This is a genomic window from Paenibacillus sp. 203, assembly GCF_037027525.1.
Classification (GTDB): Bacteria; Bacillota; Bacilli; order Paenibacillales; family Paenibacillaceae; genus Paenibacillus; species Paenibacillus polymyxa_B.
This window is the reverse complement of the sequence record NZ_JAXCHD010000010.1, coordinates 1-18915: the sequence shown is the minus strand read 5'-3', so window position 1 is coordinate 18915 and position 18915 is coordinate 1. Positions and strand designations below refer to the sequence as shown.

19 protein-coding genes are annotated in these 18915 nt (G+C 44.2%); 15 read left to right on the top strand and 4 right to left on the bottom strand.

Annotated features, from left to right (window positions below):
• Nucleotides 1-195: 195 nt before the first annotated feature.
• From WA407_RS20830 to WA407_RS20800, 7 genes are all read left to right on the top strand, one after another.
• Nucleotides 196-1155, top strand: coding sequence for an ABC transporter permease (locus WA407_RS20830; protein WP_023989418.1), 960 nt, complete (start codon nucleotides 196-198; stop codon nucleotides 1153-1155).
• A gap of 21 nt (nucleotides 1156-1176) precedes the next feature.
• Nucleotides 1177-1800, top strand: coding sequence for a YesL family protein (locus WA407_RS20825; protein ID WP_013311055.1), 624 nt, complete (start codon nucleotides 1177-1179; stop codon nucleotides 1798-1800).
• A gap of 28 nt (nucleotides 1801-1828) precedes the next feature.
• Nucleotides 1829-3349 carry an extracellular solute-binding protein gene (locus tag WA407_RS20820; RefSeq protein ID WP_028540499.1) on the top strand — a complete coding sequence of 507 codons (1521 nt, stop codon included), beginning with the start codon at nucleotides 1829-1831 and terminating at the stop codon, nucleotides 3347-3349.
• Between the two features lie 131 nt (nucleotides 3350-3480).
• Nucleotides 3481-4842 carry a glycoside hydrolase family 28 protein gene (locus tag WA407_RS20815; RefSeq protein ID WP_254330506.1) on the top strand — a complete coding sequence of 454 codons (1362 nt, stop codon included), beginning with the start codon at nucleotides 3481-3483 and terminating at the stop codon, nucleotides 4840-4842.
• Between the two features lie 23 nt (nucleotides 4843-4865).
• Entirely contained in the window at nucleotides 4866-5750 is an 885-nt protein-coding gene (locus WA407_RS20810; protein WP_336078283.1) for a dienelactone hydrolase family protein, read from the top strand.
• Nucleotides 5751-5775: 25 nt separating this feature from the next.
• Nucleotides 5776-6732, top strand: coding sequence for a pectinesterase family protein (locus WA407_RS20805; RefSeq protein ID WP_235309416.1), 957 nt, complete (start codon nucleotides 5776-5778; stop codon nucleotides 6730-6732).
• A 16-nt stretch (nucleotides 6733-6748) separates the two neighbouring features.
• Nucleotides 6749-8326 (top strand): glycoside hydrolase family 43 protein, encoded by a 1578-nt coding sequence (locus WA407_RS20800; RefSeq protein ID WP_336078282.1) that lies wholly within the window; start codon nucleotides 6749-6751, stop codon nucleotides 8324-8326.
• Between the two features lie 64 nt (nucleotides 8327-8390).
• Here the strand turns inward: WA407_RS20800 and WA407_RS20795 are convergent, their stop codons facing one another.
• Nucleotides 8391-9278 carry a LysR family transcriptional regulator gene (locus WA407_RS20795; protein WP_235309420.1) on the bottom strand — a complete coding sequence of 296 codons (888 nt, stop codon included), beginning with the start codon at nucleotides 9276-9278 and terminating at the stop codon, nucleotides 8391-8393.
• 118 nt (nucleotides 9279-9396) lie between these two features.
• Here WA407_RS20795 and WA407_RS20790 point away from each other — a divergent pair, with 118 nt between their 5' ends.
• Nucleotides 9397-10422 (top strand): YeiH family protein, encoded by a 1026-nt coding sequence (locus WA407_RS20790; protein ID WP_235309422.1) that lies wholly within the window; start codon nucleotides 9397-9399, stop codon nucleotides 10420-10422.
• Nucleotides 10423-10662: 240 nt separating this feature from the next.
• Nucleotides 10663-12207 carry a GH25 family lysozyme gene (locus WA407_RS20785; protein WP_336078281.1) on the top strand — a complete coding sequence of 515 codons (1545 nt, stop codon included), beginning with the start codon at nucleotides 10663-10665 and terminating at the stop codon, nucleotides 12205-12207.
• Between the two features lie 72 nt (nucleotides 12208-12279).
• Here WA407_RS20785 and WA407_RS20780 read toward each other — a convergent pair whose 3' ends face one another.
• Complete coding sequence (locus WA407_RS20780; RefSeq protein ID WP_025719729.1) at nucleotides 12280-12546, bottom strand: DUF2642 domain-containing protein; 267 nt, start codon at nucleotides 12544-12546, stop codon at nucleotides 12280-12282.
• 168 nt (nucleotides 12547-12714) lie between these two features.
• Here WA407_RS20780 and WA407_RS20775 point away from each other — a divergent pair, with 168 nt between their 5' ends.
• Complete coding sequence (locus WA407_RS20775; protein ID WP_013371969.1) at nucleotides 12715-12843, top strand: hypothetical protein; 129 nt, start codon at nucleotides 12715-12717, stop codon at nucleotides 12841-12843.
• A 187-nt stretch (nucleotides 12844-13030) separates the two neighbouring features.
• Here the strand turns inward: WA407_RS20775 and WA407_RS20770 are convergent, their stop codons facing one another.
• Together WA407_RS20770 and WA407_RS20765 are read right to left on the bottom strand one after the other, a co-directional pair.
• Nucleotides 13031-13261, bottom strand: a complete 231-nt coding sequence (locus WA407_RS20770; RefSeq protein WP_025719727.1) for a hypothetical protein — start codon at nucleotides 13259-13261, stop codon at nucleotides 13031-13033.
• Nucleotides 13262-13373: 112 nt separating this feature from the next.
• Nucleotides 13374-14039 (bottom strand): cupin domain-containing protein, encoded by a 666-nt coding sequence (locus WA407_RS20765; RefSeq protein ID WP_235309428.1) that lies wholly within the window; start codon nucleotides 14037-14039, stop codon nucleotides 13374-13376.
• Between the two features lie 457 nt (nucleotides 14040-14496).
• Between WA407_RS20765 and WA407_RS20760 the strand changes: the two genes are divergently transcribed.
• The 5 genes from WA407_RS20760 to WA407_RS20740 all read left to right on the top strand — a co-directional run bounded on the left by WA407_RS20760 (nucleotide 14497) and on the right by WA407_RS20740 (nucleotide 18689).
• The gene (locus WA407_RS20760) at nucleotides 14497-15150 is read left to right on the top strand and encodes a cell wall hydrolase (RefSeq protein ID WP_235309430.1); all 654 of its coding nucleotides are present in this window, start codon (nucleotides 14497-14499) and stop codon (nucleotides 15148-15150) included.
• A 183-nt stretch (nucleotides 15151-15333) separates the two neighbouring features.
• On the top strand, nucleotides 15334-15684 hold the full coding sequence (locus WA407_RS20755) for a hypothetical protein (protein ID WP_029517714.1): 351 nt from the start codon (nucleotides 15334-15336) through the stop codon (nucleotides 15682-15684).
• Between the two features lie 31 nt (nucleotides 15685-15715).
• Nucleotides 15716-16702: a ketoacyl-ACP synthase III gene (locus tag WA407_RS20750; RefSeq protein ID WP_235309432.1), complete on the top strand. Its 987-nt coding sequence runs from the start codon at nucleotides 15716-15718 to the stop codon at nucleotides 16700-16702.
• Between the two features lie 216 nt (nucleotides 16703-16918).
• Nucleotides 16919-17452: a GNAT family N-acetyltransferase gene (locus tag WA407_RS20745; protein ID WP_268820018.1), complete on the top strand. Its 534-nt coding sequence runs from the start codon at nucleotides 16919-16921 to the stop codon at nucleotides 17450-17452.
• A gap of 133 nt (nucleotides 17453-17585) precedes the next feature.
• Complete coding sequence (locus WA407_RS20740) at nucleotides 17586-18689, top strand: glycerol dehydrogenase (RefSeq protein WP_023989402.1); 1104 nt, start codon at nucleotides 17586-17588, stop codon at nucleotides 18687-18689.
• Nucleotides 18690-18915: the final 226 nt, after the last annotated feature.

The following is an 18915-nucleotide window of genomic DNA, read 5'->3' as shown; positions in this document are numbered from 1 at the left end:
TGAGGTGTTCTCTAATCATGGAAATAAGCGGATGCTCATTAGGTTGTGTAGTAATCATTAGCTAAGGTGATAAGGTTGAAAAGTAGGCTGCACACCCAGTTTTGTAAACGCTATCATTTGATGATTATATGCGGAATGCCGAAAATCGCATACTCTTGAAAACGTATACAGGAACGTTTGAAGGAGGTCGAACTAATGAAAGTTTCAAGTGTCCCCGCACCAAACATGAAAATGAAAAAGAACAAAAGAACGACGGAAAGCCTTTTACGAATGCAGAAACACAAGTTGCTCTATTTAATGGTTTTACCCGGACTGGTGTACTTCATTATTTTTAAGTATTTTCCTATGGGGGGATTGGTGATTGCATTTCAGGATTATCAAGCTTTTCAGGGAATCACGGGCAGTCCATGGGTAGGAATGAAGCATTTTATTCGTTTGTTTACCGAGCCTACGTTTTTTATGCTGCTTCGCAATACGCTGGTTTTGTTCGCATTGAACATTGTAATCTTTTTTCCATTGCCCATCATTTTGGCACTCATGCTGAACGAGGTTAGGAAGATGTTTTTTAAAAACATTATTCAAACCATTATCTACATCCCGCACTTTATGTCATGGGTTATCATTGTTTCGATTTCTTATGTATTCCTAACCGTAGATGGTGGGGTGCTGAATGAAATGATTGCCGCGCTAGGCGGTGAGAAGATCAGCTTCTTAACTTCTCCCCAATGGCTGCGAACCGTCTACATCGGGCAAGTGATTTGGAAGGAACTCGGCTGGTCTACCATCATTTATTTATCTGCGATTACAGTGGTAGATACGCAATTGTATGAGGCAGCAGAGATGGACGGAGCTGGACGCCTGAGAAAGACATGGCACGTTACCTTGCCTGCGATTCGCCCGGTCATTATTACATTGTTAATTTTGAAAATCGGTAGCACTTTGGATTTGGGCTTTGAGCATATGTATCTGTTATTGAACTCATTAAATCGCGAGGTTGCCGAAATCTTTGACACCTACATTTATACTGCGGGTTTAAAGAATGGACAATTAAGTTTCAGTACGACGGTAGGACTTTTTAAAGGTGTGGTAGGTTTAATCCTGATTATGGGCTCCAATCGACTGGCCAAGAAATTTGGTGAAGACGGCGTTTACTAATGACGACGGGAAGGATGCAAAATGGTACGGTTTGTAGAAAACATGAACAAATGGTGCATGCGCCTGCTGCGCCTGGTCTACCTTAATTTGCTTTGGACGGTTGCGACGATTCTAGGCTTGGGTTTTATAGGTGTCGGACCTGCGACCGTTGCTATGCTTAGTATTTTAAGGCAGTGGATTCGGGGCAATGAGGAAGTCGCCATTTTCTCGACGTTTGTACGTTACTTTAGAGAAAGCTTTAAAGAAGCAGCAATCATTGGCGGGCTTTACAGCCTTGTGGGTTACGTACTCTACGTGGATATAGTCAATGTCTCGTCCTGGTATGTTCGTGTGGTGACGCTTATTGGAGCCTTTTTGTATCTCATCTCTTTGGCCTACATTTTCCCGCTACTGGCTCACTATGATTGGAAAGGTATCAGACTGAAGGTCAAAATGTCGATAGTGATTGGATTTTCGTATTTACAATATACGCTTGTTCTTTTTGTAGCCATTGTCGTGCTTTTTGCATTGATTCTAGGCTTGTACCCAGGAATTCTAACTTTTGCCGGAGCAAGTATTATGGGTTATCTCGTGATGTGGATGACGCATCAGGTGTTCAGCAAAATAGAGCGAGAGGTTCTGGTGAAAGAGGAAGATATGGCATAAATATATAAACAGAAGAGGAGCAAACACGATGAAAAAGGGAATCACGACGAAAAAGGGAGTATCGGGCCTTCTTGCTGTACTAATGGTCATGAGTGTTTTTTTAGCTGCTTGCGGTGACAAGGGAGCTGAGGATCAAAGCGGCCAAACCTATGATCCGAAGTCCAAACTGGAATTTACCTGGTTAAACGTATTGCATACCGCTTCTCCGCCTACAGAAACGATCAAAAGCAAAATTGAAGAATACACCAATTCTAAAATCACGTTCAATTGGGTGCCTGACGCTTCCAAAGAAGAGAGAATCACTACCGCGCTTGCATCCGGCGAATTGGCCGATATGGTGACGCTGACGATGATGACAAATTCTTCAGTACGAAGCTCTTTGAAATCAGGGCTATTCTGGGATGTAGGAAAGTATTTGGATGATTATGAAAATTTGAAGAAGATCCCGCCTGAAGTTCGGGAAGCCGCATCCATTGAAGGGGTACTGTATGGCGTTCCGTTCCAGAAGAATCTGGCTCGGGCGGGTCTAGTCATTCGTCAGGATTGGCTGGATCGCTTAGGACTGAAGGTGCCGACGACACTGGATGAGTTGTATGAAGTTGCGAGAGCGTTTACAGAAGATGATCCGGATGGAAATGGAAAAAATGATACGACTGGGTTTGTTGACAGATCAGATCTACGCTACAGCAGCTTCAAAACTTTAAGTTCCTACTTTGGCACACCTAATGGCTGGAAAGTAGATGAAAGCGGAAAGTTTACGCCAGAATTTGATACTCCTCAATATTTGGAGACCTTAAAGTATTCCAATAAATTATACAAAAATGGATATCTCTCTAAAGACTTTGCTGTAACCGCTAAAACGGATCAGCAGCAACAATTTGCACAAGGTAAAGCAGGTATTTATACAGGCATGATCGATATCTCTAACCTCAGAACCTTGTCTCAAGGCCTACAAAAGGGACTGAAGCTGGTACCGGTTAACAAGATTTCGAATGGAGATGGCAAATACCATGTATGGTCTGAAGGAAGCGGGGTAGGAGGTTTGCTGGCATTTCCAAAATCCGAAGTAAAAACAGAAGCTGAGTTGAAGAGACTGCTGCAATTTGTAGATGATTTAATTGACAAAGATGTATATATGTATATGACCGGTGGTATTGAAGGCACTCATTATAAAATCGAAAAAGATGGAGCCTTCAAAATTACGAATACAGATTTGTGGCAAGCAGATGTTCAGCCGTTTTCAAGCTCCAGACCAAGTGAAGTGACCTATAACTTAAAAGATGCCAATCCAGAAAAGGAACTGGCTAATGAATTAGTCCGTGAAAATAATGAATTTGCTGTTCTGGACCCAACCGTGCCACTGGATTCAGTCACCGCTAATGAGCAAGGAACAGAGCTGGAGAAAATCATTACCGACGCCTCCTTCAAATTTATTATGGGCGAGCTTGACGAAGCCGGATTTAAAGCAGCCGTAGAAAACTGGAAAAACTCCGGTGGATCACGGATTACTGCTGAGTATGAGGAAGCGTATAAAAAAACGAAAAAATAATAGCTGAGTATGGCTGTTGCCCCCAGACTCCTTGAATGATTTCTTGGATGTTGAAACCCGGGGGCAGCTTATGCTTTCCCAATACAAAATGGATCTAACATCCACAAAATATAAAGACAGGAGAGAACGAAATGCAATTGTATAACATTGTAGATTATGGAGCAGTTCAGGATGGTACGACGTTGGCTACAGAAGCGATTGCGGCTGCCATTGAAGCGGCCAGCAATGCTGGAGGAGGAACCGTTTATGTTCCTTCTGGGACGTATCTGACAGGAGCTATCTTTCTGAAAAGTAACATTGAGCTGCATGTAAGCCCTGGCGCAACTCTGTCCTTCAGTACGGAACTGGCTGATTACCCTGTAGTAGAATCCAGATGGGAAGGCGTTCAGCGGGAAGTGCATGCGTCATGCATTTATGGACAGAACCTTGAGAATATTTCAGTTACAGGTAGCGGAACGCTGGACGGAAATGGCCAACCGTGGTGGGAAAAGCACCGGAATCATCCAGAGGAGTTACAATATCCGAGACCCAAATTAATCAGTTTTGACCGTTGTCAGCGGGTTACCATTAAAGATGTTATGTTAAAAAATTCCCCCAGTTGGACTGTAAACCCCATCGCTTGCTATAACGTTACGATTGATAATTTGTCCATTCTTAACCCTGCGGACTCCCCCAATACGGATGGCATTAATCCTGAATCCTGTTCCAATGTTCGTATTAGCAACTGCAATATAGATGTGGGCGATGATTGTATTGCCATCAAAGCAGGAACCGAAGATACACAAGAGCGAATTCCATGTGAAAATATTACGATTACCAACTGTACGATGGTACATGGACATGGCGCAGTCGTACTGGGAAGCGAAATGAGTGGTGATATTCGTAATGTTACGATCAGTAATTGCGTGTTCAAGCAAACGGATCGGGGTATACGTCTGAAATCCAGACGAGGACGTGGCGGAACCATCGAGGATATTCGCGTCAGCAACATTGTGATGGAAGATGTAATTTGTCCATTTATTCTGAACCTTTATTATTTCTGCGGCCCTCGGGGCAAAGACAAATATGTGTGGGATAAAAATCCCTATCCGATTACCAATGAAACCCCATGCTTTAGACGAATCCATTTTTCCGATATTACGGCACGACAGGTTCATGCGGCTGCTGGATTCTTATACGGACTTGCAGAGCAATATATTGCTGAAATTACATTTTCCAATATTGATATTTCTATGGCTAAAAATGCAATTCCCGGTCGTCCGGCGATGATGACAGGGATTGAAGATATGAACAACCGTGGTTTTTATCTAGGTAATGTGAAGGATATTCGTTTTCAACATGTGACGATTGAGAATCATGAAGGTCCTGCCTTTTACATTGAAAATGGAGAAGACGTTGAAATCAATCGTTGTCATTCGAAGAATACAGCTCAGCCCGAAAAGCTGATAGAACAAGTAACGATACAACCTTCTGAACGAAATAAGATGAATTAGGAGGGCATGAAAGGAGGTACAACGTGGATAAGTTGCAAGCATTGTTGGGCGACCTTCCGGCAGATCGCCCTGTAACGGCAACTCTGCTGAATCAAGAAGAGCGCGAGGGATACCGACTGGAGTGTCTCCTGCTCGACTTGAACGGGATCGAGTCTGTACCCGCTTATGTAGCTGCACCCTTACAAGGGAACGGTCCGTTCCCATTGGTCGTTTTTAACCATTCGCATGGAGGCAATTATACGAACGGGCGCAAGGAACTGATCCATAGCAGCTCTTACTTGCAGCAGCCCTCGTTTGCTACAACCCTGACAGACATGGGGTACTGTGTGTGCTGTATTGACATGTGGGGCTTCAATGAACGTGGGGGCAAAACCGAGAGCGAGCTGGTAAAGGAAATGCTCTGGCAGGGCCAAGTGCTGTGGGGCATGATGCTGTATGATAACCGTCGCTTGGTGGATTATATGTGCCAGCGTGAAGATATTGATGCTTCCCGTATCGCAACAATCGGTATGTCGATGGGTGGACTCGTGGCATGGTGGATGGCTGCGTTAGATGAACGGATACAGGTGACGGTTGATATTTGTGGACAGGTAGATGCCCATACGCTAATCGCCAAAAGGGGGTTGGATCATCATGGTTTCTATTCCTATGTCCCTGGCTTGTTGAAGCATTTTACCACCTTGGATATTCAAAAGCGGATCGTACCTCGTCCACGGATGAGTATAACAGGTCAAAATGATCGGATGTGTCCTATTGAGGGAGTCGAGCATTTGGCAAAAGGTCTGCTGGAAGCTTACCAGGAAGCAGGTCACCCTGAGCATTGGCAGCCTGTGATTGCGGGCGGTGGACATATGGAGACGTTGGAAATGCGAACGGCGTGGCAGTTATTTTTAGCTGAACACCTGTAAATCAAATGAAAGGATCGGGGTAACCATGCTAGTTGGAAAAGAATCCTTTTGCGATTTCCATACGATTCAGGAGGCGATTGCTGTATTGGAGCAGTCGGATTCCAACGAAATGGAAACGCTAACTATTTTATCAGGTACTTATGAGGAAGAGGTGCGAATTTACCGTTCATATCTTCATATTATAGGCATCGGACAGGTAGAGATTCGAATGGATCGGTATGCCAAGGAGCAGGATGAAGCGGGTGAGGAAATAGGGACCTTTGCCACACCTACTTTATTTTTAGGTGGTAGCCATCTGATCTTGGAAAATCTCACGATTTCCAACACGGCAGGACAGGGAGAAGCCATTGGGCAGGCCGTTGCGGTATACGCTCATTGTGATGAAACGGTCTTTAGAAACTGTACCTTTAAAGGGCACCAGGATACTTTATTTACAGGCCCTCTACCTCCTGCACCGAAAGAACGACTCCAGTTTGGTGGAATCCATTTGAAGGAGCATCATAGGCACTATCGGCAGCTCTACCAGCATTGTTATATAGAGGGGACGGTGGACTTTATTTTTGGTGGGGCTACCGCGTATTTTGAAGATTGCGAGATTCGCAGTTTACGCCATCATGACAACCAAACGAGCTACGTCACAGCCGCCTCTACGCCGCAAGGACAAGCGTATGGTTATGTATTCAACCATTGCTACTTAACCGCAGAAGCTGATATTACCCCGGTTTTTTTGGGGCGTCCGTGGCGGGAGTATGCCAAGACCGTATTTGTCGATTGTAAAATGGGCGATCATATTGACCCACGTGGCTGGGACAATTGGAACAATGTCGCGAACGAGAAAACGGTCTGTTATCAGGAATATAACGGACCCGATGAAGTTGCTACGTTACGTAAGCAACGTGTTCCGTGGGCAGATTGTTTTGAAACGGGAACAGAAGTATGGAGCAAGGAACAGGTATTTGATGAAGTCACATTTTGGAAGTAAGGAGAAGTGAGGTCTCATGATGATCCAAAATCCCATATTAAAAGGCTTTAATCCCGATCCGTGTATTACACGAGTCGAGGATACTTACTATATTGTGGTGTCATCGTTTGAGTGGTTGCCTGGAGTACGGGTGTACCAGTCCAAAGATTTGGCCCATTGGGAACATTGCACAGATATTTTGACCGATCAGGTTGATTTAAGAGGAAACCCGAAAAATTGCAGCATTTGGGCACCGCAGCTTAGCTATGCGGATGACCTTTTTTATCTGCTCTATACGGATGTGAAAAGCACCAAACGTCCGTTCAAGGATGTTCATAATTTTGTGATGACGGCGCCTACGATCCAAGGGCCTTGGTCGGAACCCGTCTATCTTAACAGTAGCGGATTTGATCCGTCTTTATTTCACGATGAGGACGGACGCAAATGGCTGTTGAACGCATTGTGGGATTACCGTATGTTGGAAAGCAATAAATCTTCCGGTATCGTCATGCAGGAGTATGACAGCAAGCAACAACAACTCATTGGCGAGCCTGTTAAAATCTTTGATTGTACTCCTTTGAAGAAAACAGAAGCGCCTCACATCTACAAGCAAAACGGTTATTACTATCTTGTTACAGCGGAAGGCGGAACGGGTACGGGGCATGCCGTTACCGTAGCACGGTCGAAGCAGATATCCGGGCCATATGAAGTAGACCCGCACAACCCCATGCTTACGTCACGTGATCGACTGGATTTCCCGTTACAATGCGCAGGACATGGCAGTCTTGTACAAACACCGGACGGCGAATGGTACATGGCTCATTTATGCACACGTCCAGTAGAGGGGAAATATGCCATTTTAGGACGGGAAACAGCCTTGCAGCAAGTGTACTGGAATGATGAAGGCTGGCTGCGATTAACCGCTGGGGGCCATACACCTCAATTGGAAGTGCCCGCACCTCAAGGGAAGTTCTCGGTTAATCAAGAGCAGCAGAGTTATATTTTCGAGGATTTTTTCGAGGGACCCACATTAGATAAAACGTGGAACACATTGCGTATCCTGGCGGATGATAGCTGGTGTTCATTAAGCCAGCGCCCCGGTTATCTTCGGATTCTAGCTGGAGAATCCATTCAAAGTCTGTTCCAGCATCATGTGCTTGCCATTCGGCAAACGGATCATCATTTCCGGGTGGAAACAGCATTGGAGTATCAGCCAACAAGCTATTTGCAAATGGCGGGGCTTCTACTGTACCTTAATGAAGAAGATTATTTGTACGCCTATATTAGCTATGAGGAGGGACAAGGGAAGGTACTGCGCATAATGCGATGTGAAGCCAACACATTTACCTTAGTTCCCCAAGCGATTACGCTTCAGGACGATTTTCCTATACATTTAGCTGTGGAAGTCCATGCATCCCACGGGCAATTTTATTATGGAGTCGGAGACAAACCTGCGTGGAAGCGGCTTTTTGAAATGCAGGATATCAGCTTTTTATCCGGTGGTTTTACAGGGAATTTTGTAGGTATTGCTGCTCATGATATGCAACAATTCCAAGGAAGCTACGCTGATTTTTCTCATTTCTTATATCAGGGTATGGATCATCTTTCCTCATAAAAAACATGATAATGAATATGTTGAAAGCACCTTAATGGGTGCTTTTTTTCATGGTTTCTGCACTTTACCTTTTCACATTATAACTTCGCAAAATCTCCAAAAAAGCGGTGCTTGCTTTCGTTTCAAATGTCGAAGAAGGAGTTAGGAAGGAGAATTTTCGAATGACCGGAAGATTATGAATATCCAGTACTTTTAATGTGCCCAGAGCAAGTTCCTTCTGAATGACCCATTGGGACAGCAAAGAAATCCCCAAGCCTGCTTCTACAGACTCTTTGATGATCTGTGTACTGCCAAAATTCATCATATGAGAAGGGGAGAACCGAAGCCGTGCAAACATCTTTTCAGCCGCTTCCCGGGTTCCAGAACCTTCTTCCCTCAGAATCCAGATGTCCTCTTGCAGCTCACTTAAATCCACTTGAGATTTACCCGCCAAACGATGATTTTGCGGAACGACGATATACATTCGATCATCAGCAAATGATTCAATGTGTAAATGGTCATGCTGAAATTCTCCTTCGATAATGCCTACATCCAGTTGATTATGGATCATGAGTTTTTCAATTTCCTGAGTGTTGCCGATGGTAATCGAGGGCTGAATGAGTGGATACTGGATTCTCATTTGCGCAATCACGTGCGGCAGCACATATTCGCCATATGTGTAGCTTGCGCCAATCGACAGGTTTCCTTTTGCCGTATGTATCAGCTCGTCCACCAAATATTGCATCCGTGTATGGAGACGGATAATCTCCTGAGCATGATGATACACAATTTCACCTGCTTTGGTTAAGCGCACATATTTATTACTACGCTCCAGGAGGCGGGTCCCTACGCTACGTTCCAGCGTTTGAATATATTGACTTACCGCTGGTTGGGTCATGTGTAACACCTCGGCAGCTCGTGTGAAGTTTTGTTTCTCCGCGACCCTAACAAATACGATTAAAGATTGGTCCAAAGCCCATTCCTCCAAATACGTCATATCTATTTACTTATTATAATTATTATAATGATTTATTTTTCTTATGACAAAAAACATATTAAGCTGGATGCATGTAGAATTGGAGGGGTTCACCATGAACAGTCATACACAACACACCAAATTATTTTCGAACAGAGGGCGATTATTCCAGCGTATATTTGGCATTATCTTCACGATGTTATTTGCTTTGGCAGGCTACGGCCTGAACGAATTGCCAGGTTTTCATTATGTAGGTCCATTGGCCGGTGCTATGTTTCTCGCTATTCTGTACCGACAGTTGTGGGGATACCCTGAAGCTGTGCGCTCGGGGGTTGAGTTTTCAGCAAAGAAAATACTACGTGGAGCGATTGTGTTATTTGGGCTGAAGCTGAACATGGATGTTGTCATTCATCATGGGTTGGGTTTACTTTTGCGTGATGTGGGCACCGTTGTATTTTCCATCTTTTTTACGGTTTGGCTGGCAAAACGTTTTAAGGCAGATGCTTCGCTTTCGCTTCTTCTTGGTATTGGAACAGGAGTTTGCGGTGCAGCAGCGATTGCAGCGGTTTCTCCCTTGTTAAAATCCAAAGATGAGGATACAGCCATAGGAGTAGGACTCATTGCCTTGGTTGGAACGGTATTTGCCATTTTGTTTACTGTGCTTCGTCCCTGGCTTCCTTTGACGGATATGCAATATGGAATCTGGTCGGGCATCAGTTTACATGAAATTGCACATGTGGCCTTAGCTGCAGCGCCTGCCGGACAGGATGCTCTTGCAATGGGTTTATTAGCCAAACTGGGGCGTGTTTTCTTACTCATACCGCTCAGCTTTGTTTTAATGGTTTGGATGAAACGAACTGGAAAAATTCGTACAGACGCTAAAGTGGAGTTTCCCTGGTTCCTCATCGGCTTTATGGCTACAAGTATTGTGGGTAGCTATGTTTTTGGGAAATATATTGTAGTTTCATCTAGTCTGACGAACGAAATTTCTCAAGTTACCACCTTTATGTTAACGATGGCTATGGTAGGTATGGGGCTGAATGTGAGCTTTAAGGCTTTGCGGGAGAAAGCAATGCTTCCCTTACTGGTACTATCTGTTACCTCGATCATTCTTATAGGGTTAACATTTTTAACAGTGTGAACATGAAGTATTCGTTTGGTGATAAGATTGCTAGTAAACTAGATTAATAAAACTGAAAAAAGCTCTGCTTGCTGTATAGCTGGCAGAGCTTTTTAGTACTTTTGTATGATAAGACTGAAATATGTACTGAATCAATCGTAACTTTTACCATATGATTCGCGTCTATCAAAATAGAGGTCCTGAGAATCATAGAGTGCAAGAATTTCATAAGCGAAAATATAGAGATTGGTAGGTTACATAATGAAGAAAATTTGTTTATTTGCTTTTTTGTTTCTGTTTCTACTAGCATTTCCAAGAGAAAGTCATGCTGCATCTTCGAGTTCACATCTTCAGTTGGATGGTAAAGATATAAGTGTTGGCAAAGGTGTTCAGATTCAAGAAGTAAAGGGGAATGTACTGGTTCCACTCCGTCTCATTGTAGAGGAATTGGGTTATAGCGTGAATTGGGAGTCGAAGACAGGGACCATAACTATACATAAGCAAAATCTTAACCTCAGTCTTCAGGTCAACAATCCCATAGCCTCTGTCAATGATCATCAAATGGGATTGGCTGTAGCTCCTTTGCTTAAAGAGGGGACGACTTATGTTCCGCTTCGCTTTGTATCGGAGCAGACAGGAATGAATGTGACCTGGAACAACGAGCTTAAAACCGTGTTCCTGACGACTCCTCCTACTTCAAGCGGCAATAGCGAGTCCACTCATGATCATCCTACTACTCCAGCTGTAAGTAATCCTAAAGAGAGTGCGCGCACGGCTATAAACCAAATTAGCTTCGCTAATCACCAATTAACTATAACTGTTAATGGAAAAGTAACCCCCAAAGTAACCACGTTGACTCATGCAGACCGTATTGTTGTAGATATACCGGATACAAAGTTTGCTGAGGAATTTCCATCCTCGCAATCATTTAACAATGGTGGACAAGGAAGGTTTCCAGTCACAGAAGATCCAGATGTTTCCCAAGTAAGATACTCCATGTTTAGTACAAACCCAGCCTCGGTACGCATCGTGGTCGATCTTAATCAGAGTACACCCTTTCATGTACTCAATGCGGATGATGGTAAGGTGGTTATAGCGTTGGATCAGCAAACAGAGGAGCCATCAACTACCGAGAACGTTATACCTACCATACCTGTTGTACCTGAGATTTCTTCCGATGGACACGCGCAAGGGATTGACGTCTCACACTATAATGGCAATATTGATTGGCAGCAAGTGGCGGCGGCAGGCAAGACATTTGCTTTTATTAAAGCTACAGAGGGCACAAAATATCAAGATAATCAATTTTTAGTAAATGTGCAGGGTGCCAGAGATGCTAACATCCTGGTTGGCGCTTACCACTTTTTGAACGCTACTACTGCGGATGGAGCTCGTCAGGAAGCAGCTAATTTTGCCAGGGCTATAGATTCAGCAGGAGGCAGGCTGGATTTACCCCCTGTGATGGATTATGAAAATAACCCCAAAGGTCTTACTCCTGCACAAATTAGTGAAGTGGCGCATGCTTTTTTGGATGAAATGGAGAGGCTTACCGGGCGTCAGCCGATCGTATACACGGGCAATGTCTTTGCTTCCAAGTTTGATCCTACATTTTCTATGTATAAGCTGTGGGTAGCCCGATACAGCACTACGCAAAAGCCGACCGCAGTCCCAGCTTGGAATAGCTGGTGGGCTTGGCAGTACAGTAGCACAGGCAGTGTTCCGGGTATTCAAGGCCAAGTCGATTTGGATGAATACAACGGAACGATAGATGAACTCCGGGCTTCACTGGCAGGAGAGCTTGATTAGCATAATCAACGTTATAATCAATCCTCGCGAATCCGGAATAGGATCTGCGAGGATTTTTAATGTCTAATTTGTTTAGTTGGGCATGATCCATACGATTTCGCTGATTCGAACAAAGAATTTTTTTCCGTATACATCTAAAATGACATGATCAGGCTTACAATCCACTACACATCCATCAATTCTGCCACGTGTGGTCTCAAGTACAACGTACTTGCCGATCACCGATTTTAATGTTTCTACGACGTACGGATCTACAGGGTGCACCACGACGTGGTGAGAGGTAGGATGGTGGGGGAAAGGTTGATTAACGTTGTAATTGAGCATTTGATTTGAATTCAATTGCTTCACTCCTTCAAGATTAGTTGTGTTATCCTATGCTCCTGCCTAGGAAAGGTGTAGGCTAATGCCCATCAGCAAAAACATTCATAACATTGCCGAAAAGCCCGGTCCGTAGGAAAGCTCAATACATAAGCTATGTTGTACCTTGAATTGAAGGAGGCAATGACCATGAGTGAATGTGAAAGAGGTTGTGGTGGCGGTTCAGTAGGGGGCTACCCAGGAGTATGGACATCGACAGGAGCTATTCTGGTACTGTTCATTCTGCTCGTTATCATTACGAAGTCTTTATGGGTTTAAAATGAACTGAGTAGCTTAACCCCCCATTGGTATATAACCGATGGGGGGTTAAGTGTATTAGAGGATGGAACGTATGTAAAACACCTCAAATAACAGCGTACAAGCCCTACACAAACTGTGCCGGGCTGGGCAGCTGTCATTTGAGTTACATTGGCATCTATAGACAGGAACGGACAATGGATCAGGATTAAATTAACGCAATCGCCAGCAGGGTGAACAGGCTCAAAGTTAAGATTTGATTCCCATACCCGTAGCCAGGATAAAAGGCAGACGTTTGTACACGTCCGTTCCGTTCTGTTTTTAAGTACACATTATTACGATCCACATCCATAATGGTTCCTTCGTACTGTTTTCCGTCAATGGTGAGAATACGCACCTTTTTATTCATGCAGTTCAAACAGTTGTAGTAAGCGTCCATTCCATCACCCCCTCTTATACATTGGCATTTTATGAGAGGGACGGTCTTATGGTAACGGCGAACATACAGGGAAAAGGTATTCCCTTCAACTTAAGACCTGACTAGAGTTAGCCTATTCTTGATAGGGATTAAAAGAGAAGCCGGGATATCCGTTAGTATAGGCGTAATCTCTTTGGGGGACGACCTGAGGGTGTGATGAAGCATCAGCAAGCCTTACATGTATCCCTGGTTTTCGGGGGGGCTGCTGCTTGCAGTCATTGGGAGGACCGATGATGACAGGTTTTTTAATAGGGGCGAGCGCTTCCTGAACCTTATTCTCATCCAGGCAGTAAGTATGAGCCAGAATGTTATTTGGCGTTAGGCGCAAAATGTCAGATCCCAGTATGAATTCAGGGGTCGGGGCATCAAAAATCGTCAACAAATGAGTGTTATCCATCGTGGCGACCAGATAATGCCACCATCCTTGAGGGACGTTAGCCACTTGGCCAGGTGTGATCGGAAAATGTCGTAACTCACGGGTAAAGGGGTTAATCAGTGACACGGTTACTGCTCCAGAGATGCAGTAGACCAGTTCTGTGGCATTTTGGTGATAGTGAGGCTCCACAACATTAGCAGTGCTGAGGCGAATATCCAGCAGCGATACATTTGCTAATGTATTCAGCTGCTGGATCGACAGCTCGTTGATCGAATTTTGAGCATCCTTCTGAAACAAAACATTGTCGCTTAAATCATAGGTGAATTGTACAGTAGGAGAGGTGTAATCCATATATGAATTCACGCGTCGTTTCCAGCCTTTCTGTTAATCAAGATTTGATGATCGTACGCTACCCTATGCATACGCCTATATATGTGTGCGCGCAAATATGATTTGAATTAGTAGAAATCAGGCTCCGATCCCGGGAAAGTTGAAGCGAAAAATAGCGAAAAAAGTCACGTATTCAAGTGTGGTCAGTACATGATTCATTGCTTTTAATACACGTCATCCCTTTAGGGATGGCGTTTTATTTGCTTGGGTAGTCTTAGGACCAGAGCCGGATGATACGTAAATGCGGCTTGTGGTATACTGCAACGGACGTGTGAAAGCTTGATTGTCCCATTCCGTATGTAGCCACGCGTCATTTCTGCAGCTAGGCATAAGTTATGTCATAAGAAACATCATCGGATAAACGTCCCTGAGTTGTACAGGCCGGAATGGTTGCACCGGACAGAACATGAAAGAGGAGGTTGTCTGGAATATGAAAAAATTATCTATTTTAATCCTGTCCTGCGCATGTATGTTAGGTACTGTATTGTCAGTCGCACCAGGACAAGCACAAGCACAAACGTCAGCTTTGAAGAAAGGGATTCAAAGCGAACGGGTGCTGGAGCTTCAACAGCAGCTTCATTCGCTCGGTTATTTCAAGGCTGGGTTTACTGGGTACTATGGTTCTCTGACCAGTAAAGCGGTGGCTCGTTTTCAACGAGATAATGGTCTGGCACCTGATGGAGTAGCCGGAGCGGCAACACAAGCCAAGCTGAAATCCTTCGGAGAGGTGCGCGTAACCGCGCTGGATCAACTGGCTCGTATCATTTATTCTGAGGCGCGCGGAGAATCGTTTGAAGGTCAAGTGGCTGTTGGCGCTGTCGTATTAAACCGTGTGCAGTCCGGCGAGTTTCCAAGCTCGATCCCGGACGTTATTTTGCAGCCTGGCCAATTCACCGCTGTACAGGATGGTCAATACCGCCTGAAACCAAACAAGACGGCATACCGTGCAGCCAGACAGGCACTTAATGGTGCTGATCCAACCAATGGGTCCTTGTTTTATTACAACCCGGCCATTGCCACAGCCAAATGGAGTAAAAGTCGCCCGGCTGTCATCTCACTCGGTCGCCATACGTTTACGAATTAATTGCAAATGAGAATACGCAAATTTCCAGCCGTCAGTTGCTTCTTCTAGGAGCAGTGACGGTTTTTTATATTCACAAATTTGTAATATTTTAGTGGCAATTTATCTGATTTAATATTAAAAATTCTACCTATTATTCCGATACTCTTAATAGACAAAAAAATGAAATCAAAGGAGTCTTTCTAAATGAGTCAACATCCTTACACTATCGAAGTCGATCAAGCCATGAAAACGGTACATATGGCGGTGAATGGAGTATTTAGCCAGGAGGAGTATGATAGCTTTGTAAAAGATTATGTAGCCAAAACTTCATCCATTCAGGCGTCAAGCTTTACACTCAAGGTAGATTGTACCCAGATGGCACTTTTGGGTCCGGGAGAAGTGGAAAAATTGAAGGGCTCATTTGTACGTTACAAAGAAACTGGATTTGCCAAAGTAATCTTTGGCATCAGTCTTCAACAAACCATTATTAAAATGCAGCTTGGTCGAGTAGCACGTGAAGCAGGATTAAACAACGTAGATATTGTCGTACAATAATGCGCTGACGTATGTGTAAGGGGGAAACCTGATGAGCCATATCAAAATAAAAGCACTGGGTGTGTACCATCCGCCCCATTCGTTGGATAACGAATATTATGTTCGCCATTTTGACGAGCGGGGCAAAGATATTCGACGCTTCATGGAGCATATGGGTAGAAAACAGCGTTATATCATTGATGATCCGAACGAAAACGGCCTAACAATGGGAATTGCAGCTGCGCAAAAAGCTCTGGAACAAGCCGGTATGACAGGCCGTGATGTGGATATGATCGTGTTCTCCACTCAAGTTCCTGAGTCACTGTTTCCGATGAATGCCTTATTTGTTCACCAGGCGATTGGGGCGAGACATGATGTGGCCGTGATGGATTCCAACGCGAATTGTGCAGGGATGACAGTCGCTGTCGACCAAGCCAGTCGGTCGATGCTATCTAATCCTGACGTGCGGGCAGCCCTTATTATCGGTTCAGATTATAATTCACTCATTTCCGGTCCGGAGGATGAGATTACTTATGCGAACTATGGAGATGCTGCATGTGCGGCTATTTTGGAGCGTACAGAAGAAGACACCGGTTTTATAGATTCAATGTATTTTACGGACCCAGTCAATATAGATAAAATTTTGTACCCGGCTCAGGGGTTAGCGGCAACACTCCAAAGGAACGCCCCCGGAAAATATATTCAGTGGCTTCCGTTTGACGCCAATATGGCCTTACCTCCTACATTTGATCTGCTTGAACGCATTTTAAAAAAGAATGGGTTGACGCCTCAGGATGTACGGGCTTATTGTCTGTCTCAGTTCTCGTTAGCAAATGTATTGAAGATTCAGGATCACTTGGAGCTAGAGGATGCCCAAATGATTTATGTGGGTGATCGATATGGTTACACAGGTACCAGTAGCCCGTTCATTGCGCTATATGAAGGTATTGAATCGGGTCGTATCCGGCGCGGTGATTATGTGCTGTTCTGGACGATTGGAGCTGGATACCAGCTGGTTGCTATGTTGTTTAAATATTAGTTATGCGAAGACCTTGCAGCTGTAAGGTCTTTTTTGTGTGTCACACAATGACAATTGTAATGATTTGGTTGTGCTATGTTTGATTATTTTGTAAAATTTAAACATTGAATTAAAAGGGAGAGCTTATATTGCGGACATCGGATAGCATGACAATTATGACGGAAAACATGGCACACAATTCATAATAGGAGCTGAAGAGTCATTAAAATCGAAAATTTGTTTTATGGGGAACGAATAAAATTGGCCGCAGTCAGGGAAGAAGATGCCGAAGTGATGTTCAAATGGGGTGAGGATGCGAAGTATCTGCGAAATGTAGATACGGATTTGGCGCTCCCCTACACGTTGAAACAGATGGAGTCAGAAGGATCTCCCCGCTCTAACGAGGTCTATTTTCGATTAAGAACATTGGCAGATGATGTCTTGATCGGATTTGTTGCTATCCACGGGATTGAGTGGAATAATCGCAGCGGACAGCTAGCAATAGGTATAGGTAATACGGACTACCTCGGCAAGGGCTTTGGGGCAGAAGCGGTACGTCTCATTCTTCGTTATGCGTTTTATGAGCTCAATTTGAATCGGGTCGGCTTGGATGTGATTGAGTACAATACACAAGCGATCCGAACTTATGAGAAGGCGGGGTTCCAGCTTGAGGGTAGAGTTCGTTCCGCTGTTCTTCGTGATGGTAACAGTTATGATCGTATCATGATGGGTATCCTGTATTCTGAATGGAGCTCGACTGTTCAAATATAATAGATACACAATTTGTTCATAAAATATTCCATAATAAGCCTTTTAATAACGTGAAAAGAGGTTTATAGTTAAGGGGTCACATGCCCAAATCATTATTAATTTGAGTATGAGTCAAAGCTGAGGAGGAATTTACATGGCAAACGTTGTAAGGTCCGTTACTTCACCCAAGAAATTTATTTCTGGACAAAATCTACTCTCGTCGTTAAATGACTATATTAAGGATTATGGCGATAAAGCCTTTGTCATTTGTGATGAGTTCATACTTGAAAGGGCCCAAAAGGAGGCAGGTGCTTCGATTGAAGCAGCTGGTAACCAGGTGGTCTTCGAGAAATTTCAATATGAATGTACAAAAGAAGAGATTGATCGTAACCGCGAATTGGTGCGTAAACATGGTTCGAACATTATCATAGGGATTGGCGGGGGAAAAACATTGGATACCGCCAAGGCAACGGCTTATTATGAAAAGCTGCCTGTTGTTATTTTCCCAACGATTGCTTCTACAGATGCTCCTTGTACCGCGCTTGCGGTTATATACAAAAAAGATGGCTCTTTTGATGAATATCTGTTCCTGCCTACTAATCCAGACGTTGTACTGGCGGATACAGGCATCCTGGCAGCAGCGCCTGCACGTTTCTTTGCAGCTGGAATCGGTGATGCACTGGCCACTTATTTTGAAGCTCGTGCCTGCTATCAGGCCAATGGAGATAACCTGGTTCTGAACAAGCCTTCCACTACAGGACTGGGACTTGCTCGTCTTTGTTATGATACGTTGCTGGAAAATGCTGTGAAGGCCAAACGTGCTGTGGATCGTAAAGTATATACTCGTGCGGTTGAGGATACGATTGAAGCTACTATTTATCTGAGCGGTGTTGGTGCAGAATCAGGTGGATTGGCAGCAGCACATGCCATTCATAATGGCATGACGGCTGTTCCTTCGCTCCATAAAGCACAGCATGGTGAGAAAGTTACATTCGGTTTGTTAACCCAGCTAGTGCTGGAAAATGCACCGAAAGAGGAACTGGAAACCGTGATTAAACTGGTGAAGGATGTAGGCCTTCCGTTGACGCTTCGTGACTTGGGTGTAGAGGAATTTGTTGAGGCTGAATGGCGCCAAGTGGCTGAAGCTGCTTGTGCATCGAATGATACAATGGTCAACATGCCGTTCCCGGTTAGTCCTGCTGACGTGTACAATGCAATCATTGCAGCGAATGCAATAGCAGAATCCTATCAAGAATAGTTTCTTCCTAAATCACGAAAATGGGTTTACAAAAACGGGTCTGTCACATCACTGGCAGACCCGTTTCGTTTACGTGCACTAACTTGTGAAACAAAAGAAGGGAACTGACCCCATAACGTGAGACAAATCAAAACACCTTCAAGAGAATCAAGCCATGTCGTAAGATATGGAGATAACCTTGGAGGTGTTTTTACGTTGGCAACGAGAGTTAGCTATCCAGTAGAAG

Excerpts from the sequence above, each read along its gene's own strand:
- WA407_RS20830 (WP_023989418.1), top strand. The coding sequence starts at position 196 with ATGAAAGTTTCAAGTGTCCCCGCACCAAACATGAAAATGAAAAAGAAC.
- WA407_RS20825 (WP_013311055.1), top strand. The coding sequence starts at position 1,177 with ATGGTACGGTTTGTAGAAAACATGAACAAATGGTGCATGCGCCTGCTG.
- WA407_RS20820 (WP_028540499.1), top strand. The coding sequence starts at position 1,829 with ATGAAAAAGGGAATCACGACGAAAAAGGGAGTATCGGGCCTTCTTGCT.
- WA407_RS20815 (WP_254330506.1), top strand. The coding sequence starts at position 3,481 with ATGCAATTGTATAACATTGTAGATTATGGAGCAGTTCAGGATGGTACG.
- WA407_RS20805 (WP_235309416.1), top strand. The coding sequence starts at position 5,776 with ATGCTAGTTGGAAAAGAATCCTTTTGCGATTTCCATACGATTCAGGAG.
- WA407_RS20800 (WP_336078282.1), top strand. The coding sequence starts at position 6,749 with ATGATGATCCAAAATCCCATATTAAAAGGCTTTAATCCCGATCCGTGT.
- WA407_RS20790 (WP_235309422.1), top strand. The coding sequence starts at position 9,397 with ATGAACAGTCATACACAACACACCAAATTATTTTCGAACAGAGGGCGA.
- WA407_RS20785 (WP_336078281.1), top strand. The coding sequence starts at position 10,663 with ATGAAGAAAATTTGTTTATTTGCTTTTTTGTTTCTGTTTCTACTAGCA.
- WA407_RS20775 (WP_013371969.1), top strand. The coding sequence starts at position 12,715 with ATGAGTGAATGTGAAAGAGGTTGTGGTGGCGGTTCAGTAGGGGGCTAC.
- WA407_RS20770 (WP_025719727.1), bottom strand. The coding sequence starts at position 13,261 with ATGGACGCTTACTACAACTGTTTGAACTGCATGAATAAAAAGGTGCGT.
- WA407_RS20760 (WP_235309430.1), top strand. The coding sequence starts at position 14,497 with ATGAAAAAATTATCTATTTTAATCCTGTCCTGCGCATGTATGTTAGGT.
- WA407_RS20755 (WP_029517714.1), top strand. The coding sequence starts at position 15,334 with ATGAGTCAACATCCTTACACTATCGAAGTCGATCAAGCCATGAAAACG.
- WA407_RS20750 (WP_235309432.1), top strand. The coding sequence starts at position 15,716 with ATGAGCCATATCAAAATAAAAGCACTGGGTGTGTACCATCCGCCCCAT.
- WA407_RS20740 (WP_023989402.1), top strand. The coding sequence starts at position 17,586 with ATGGCAAACGTTGTAAGGTCCGTTACTTCACCCAAGAAATTTATTTCT.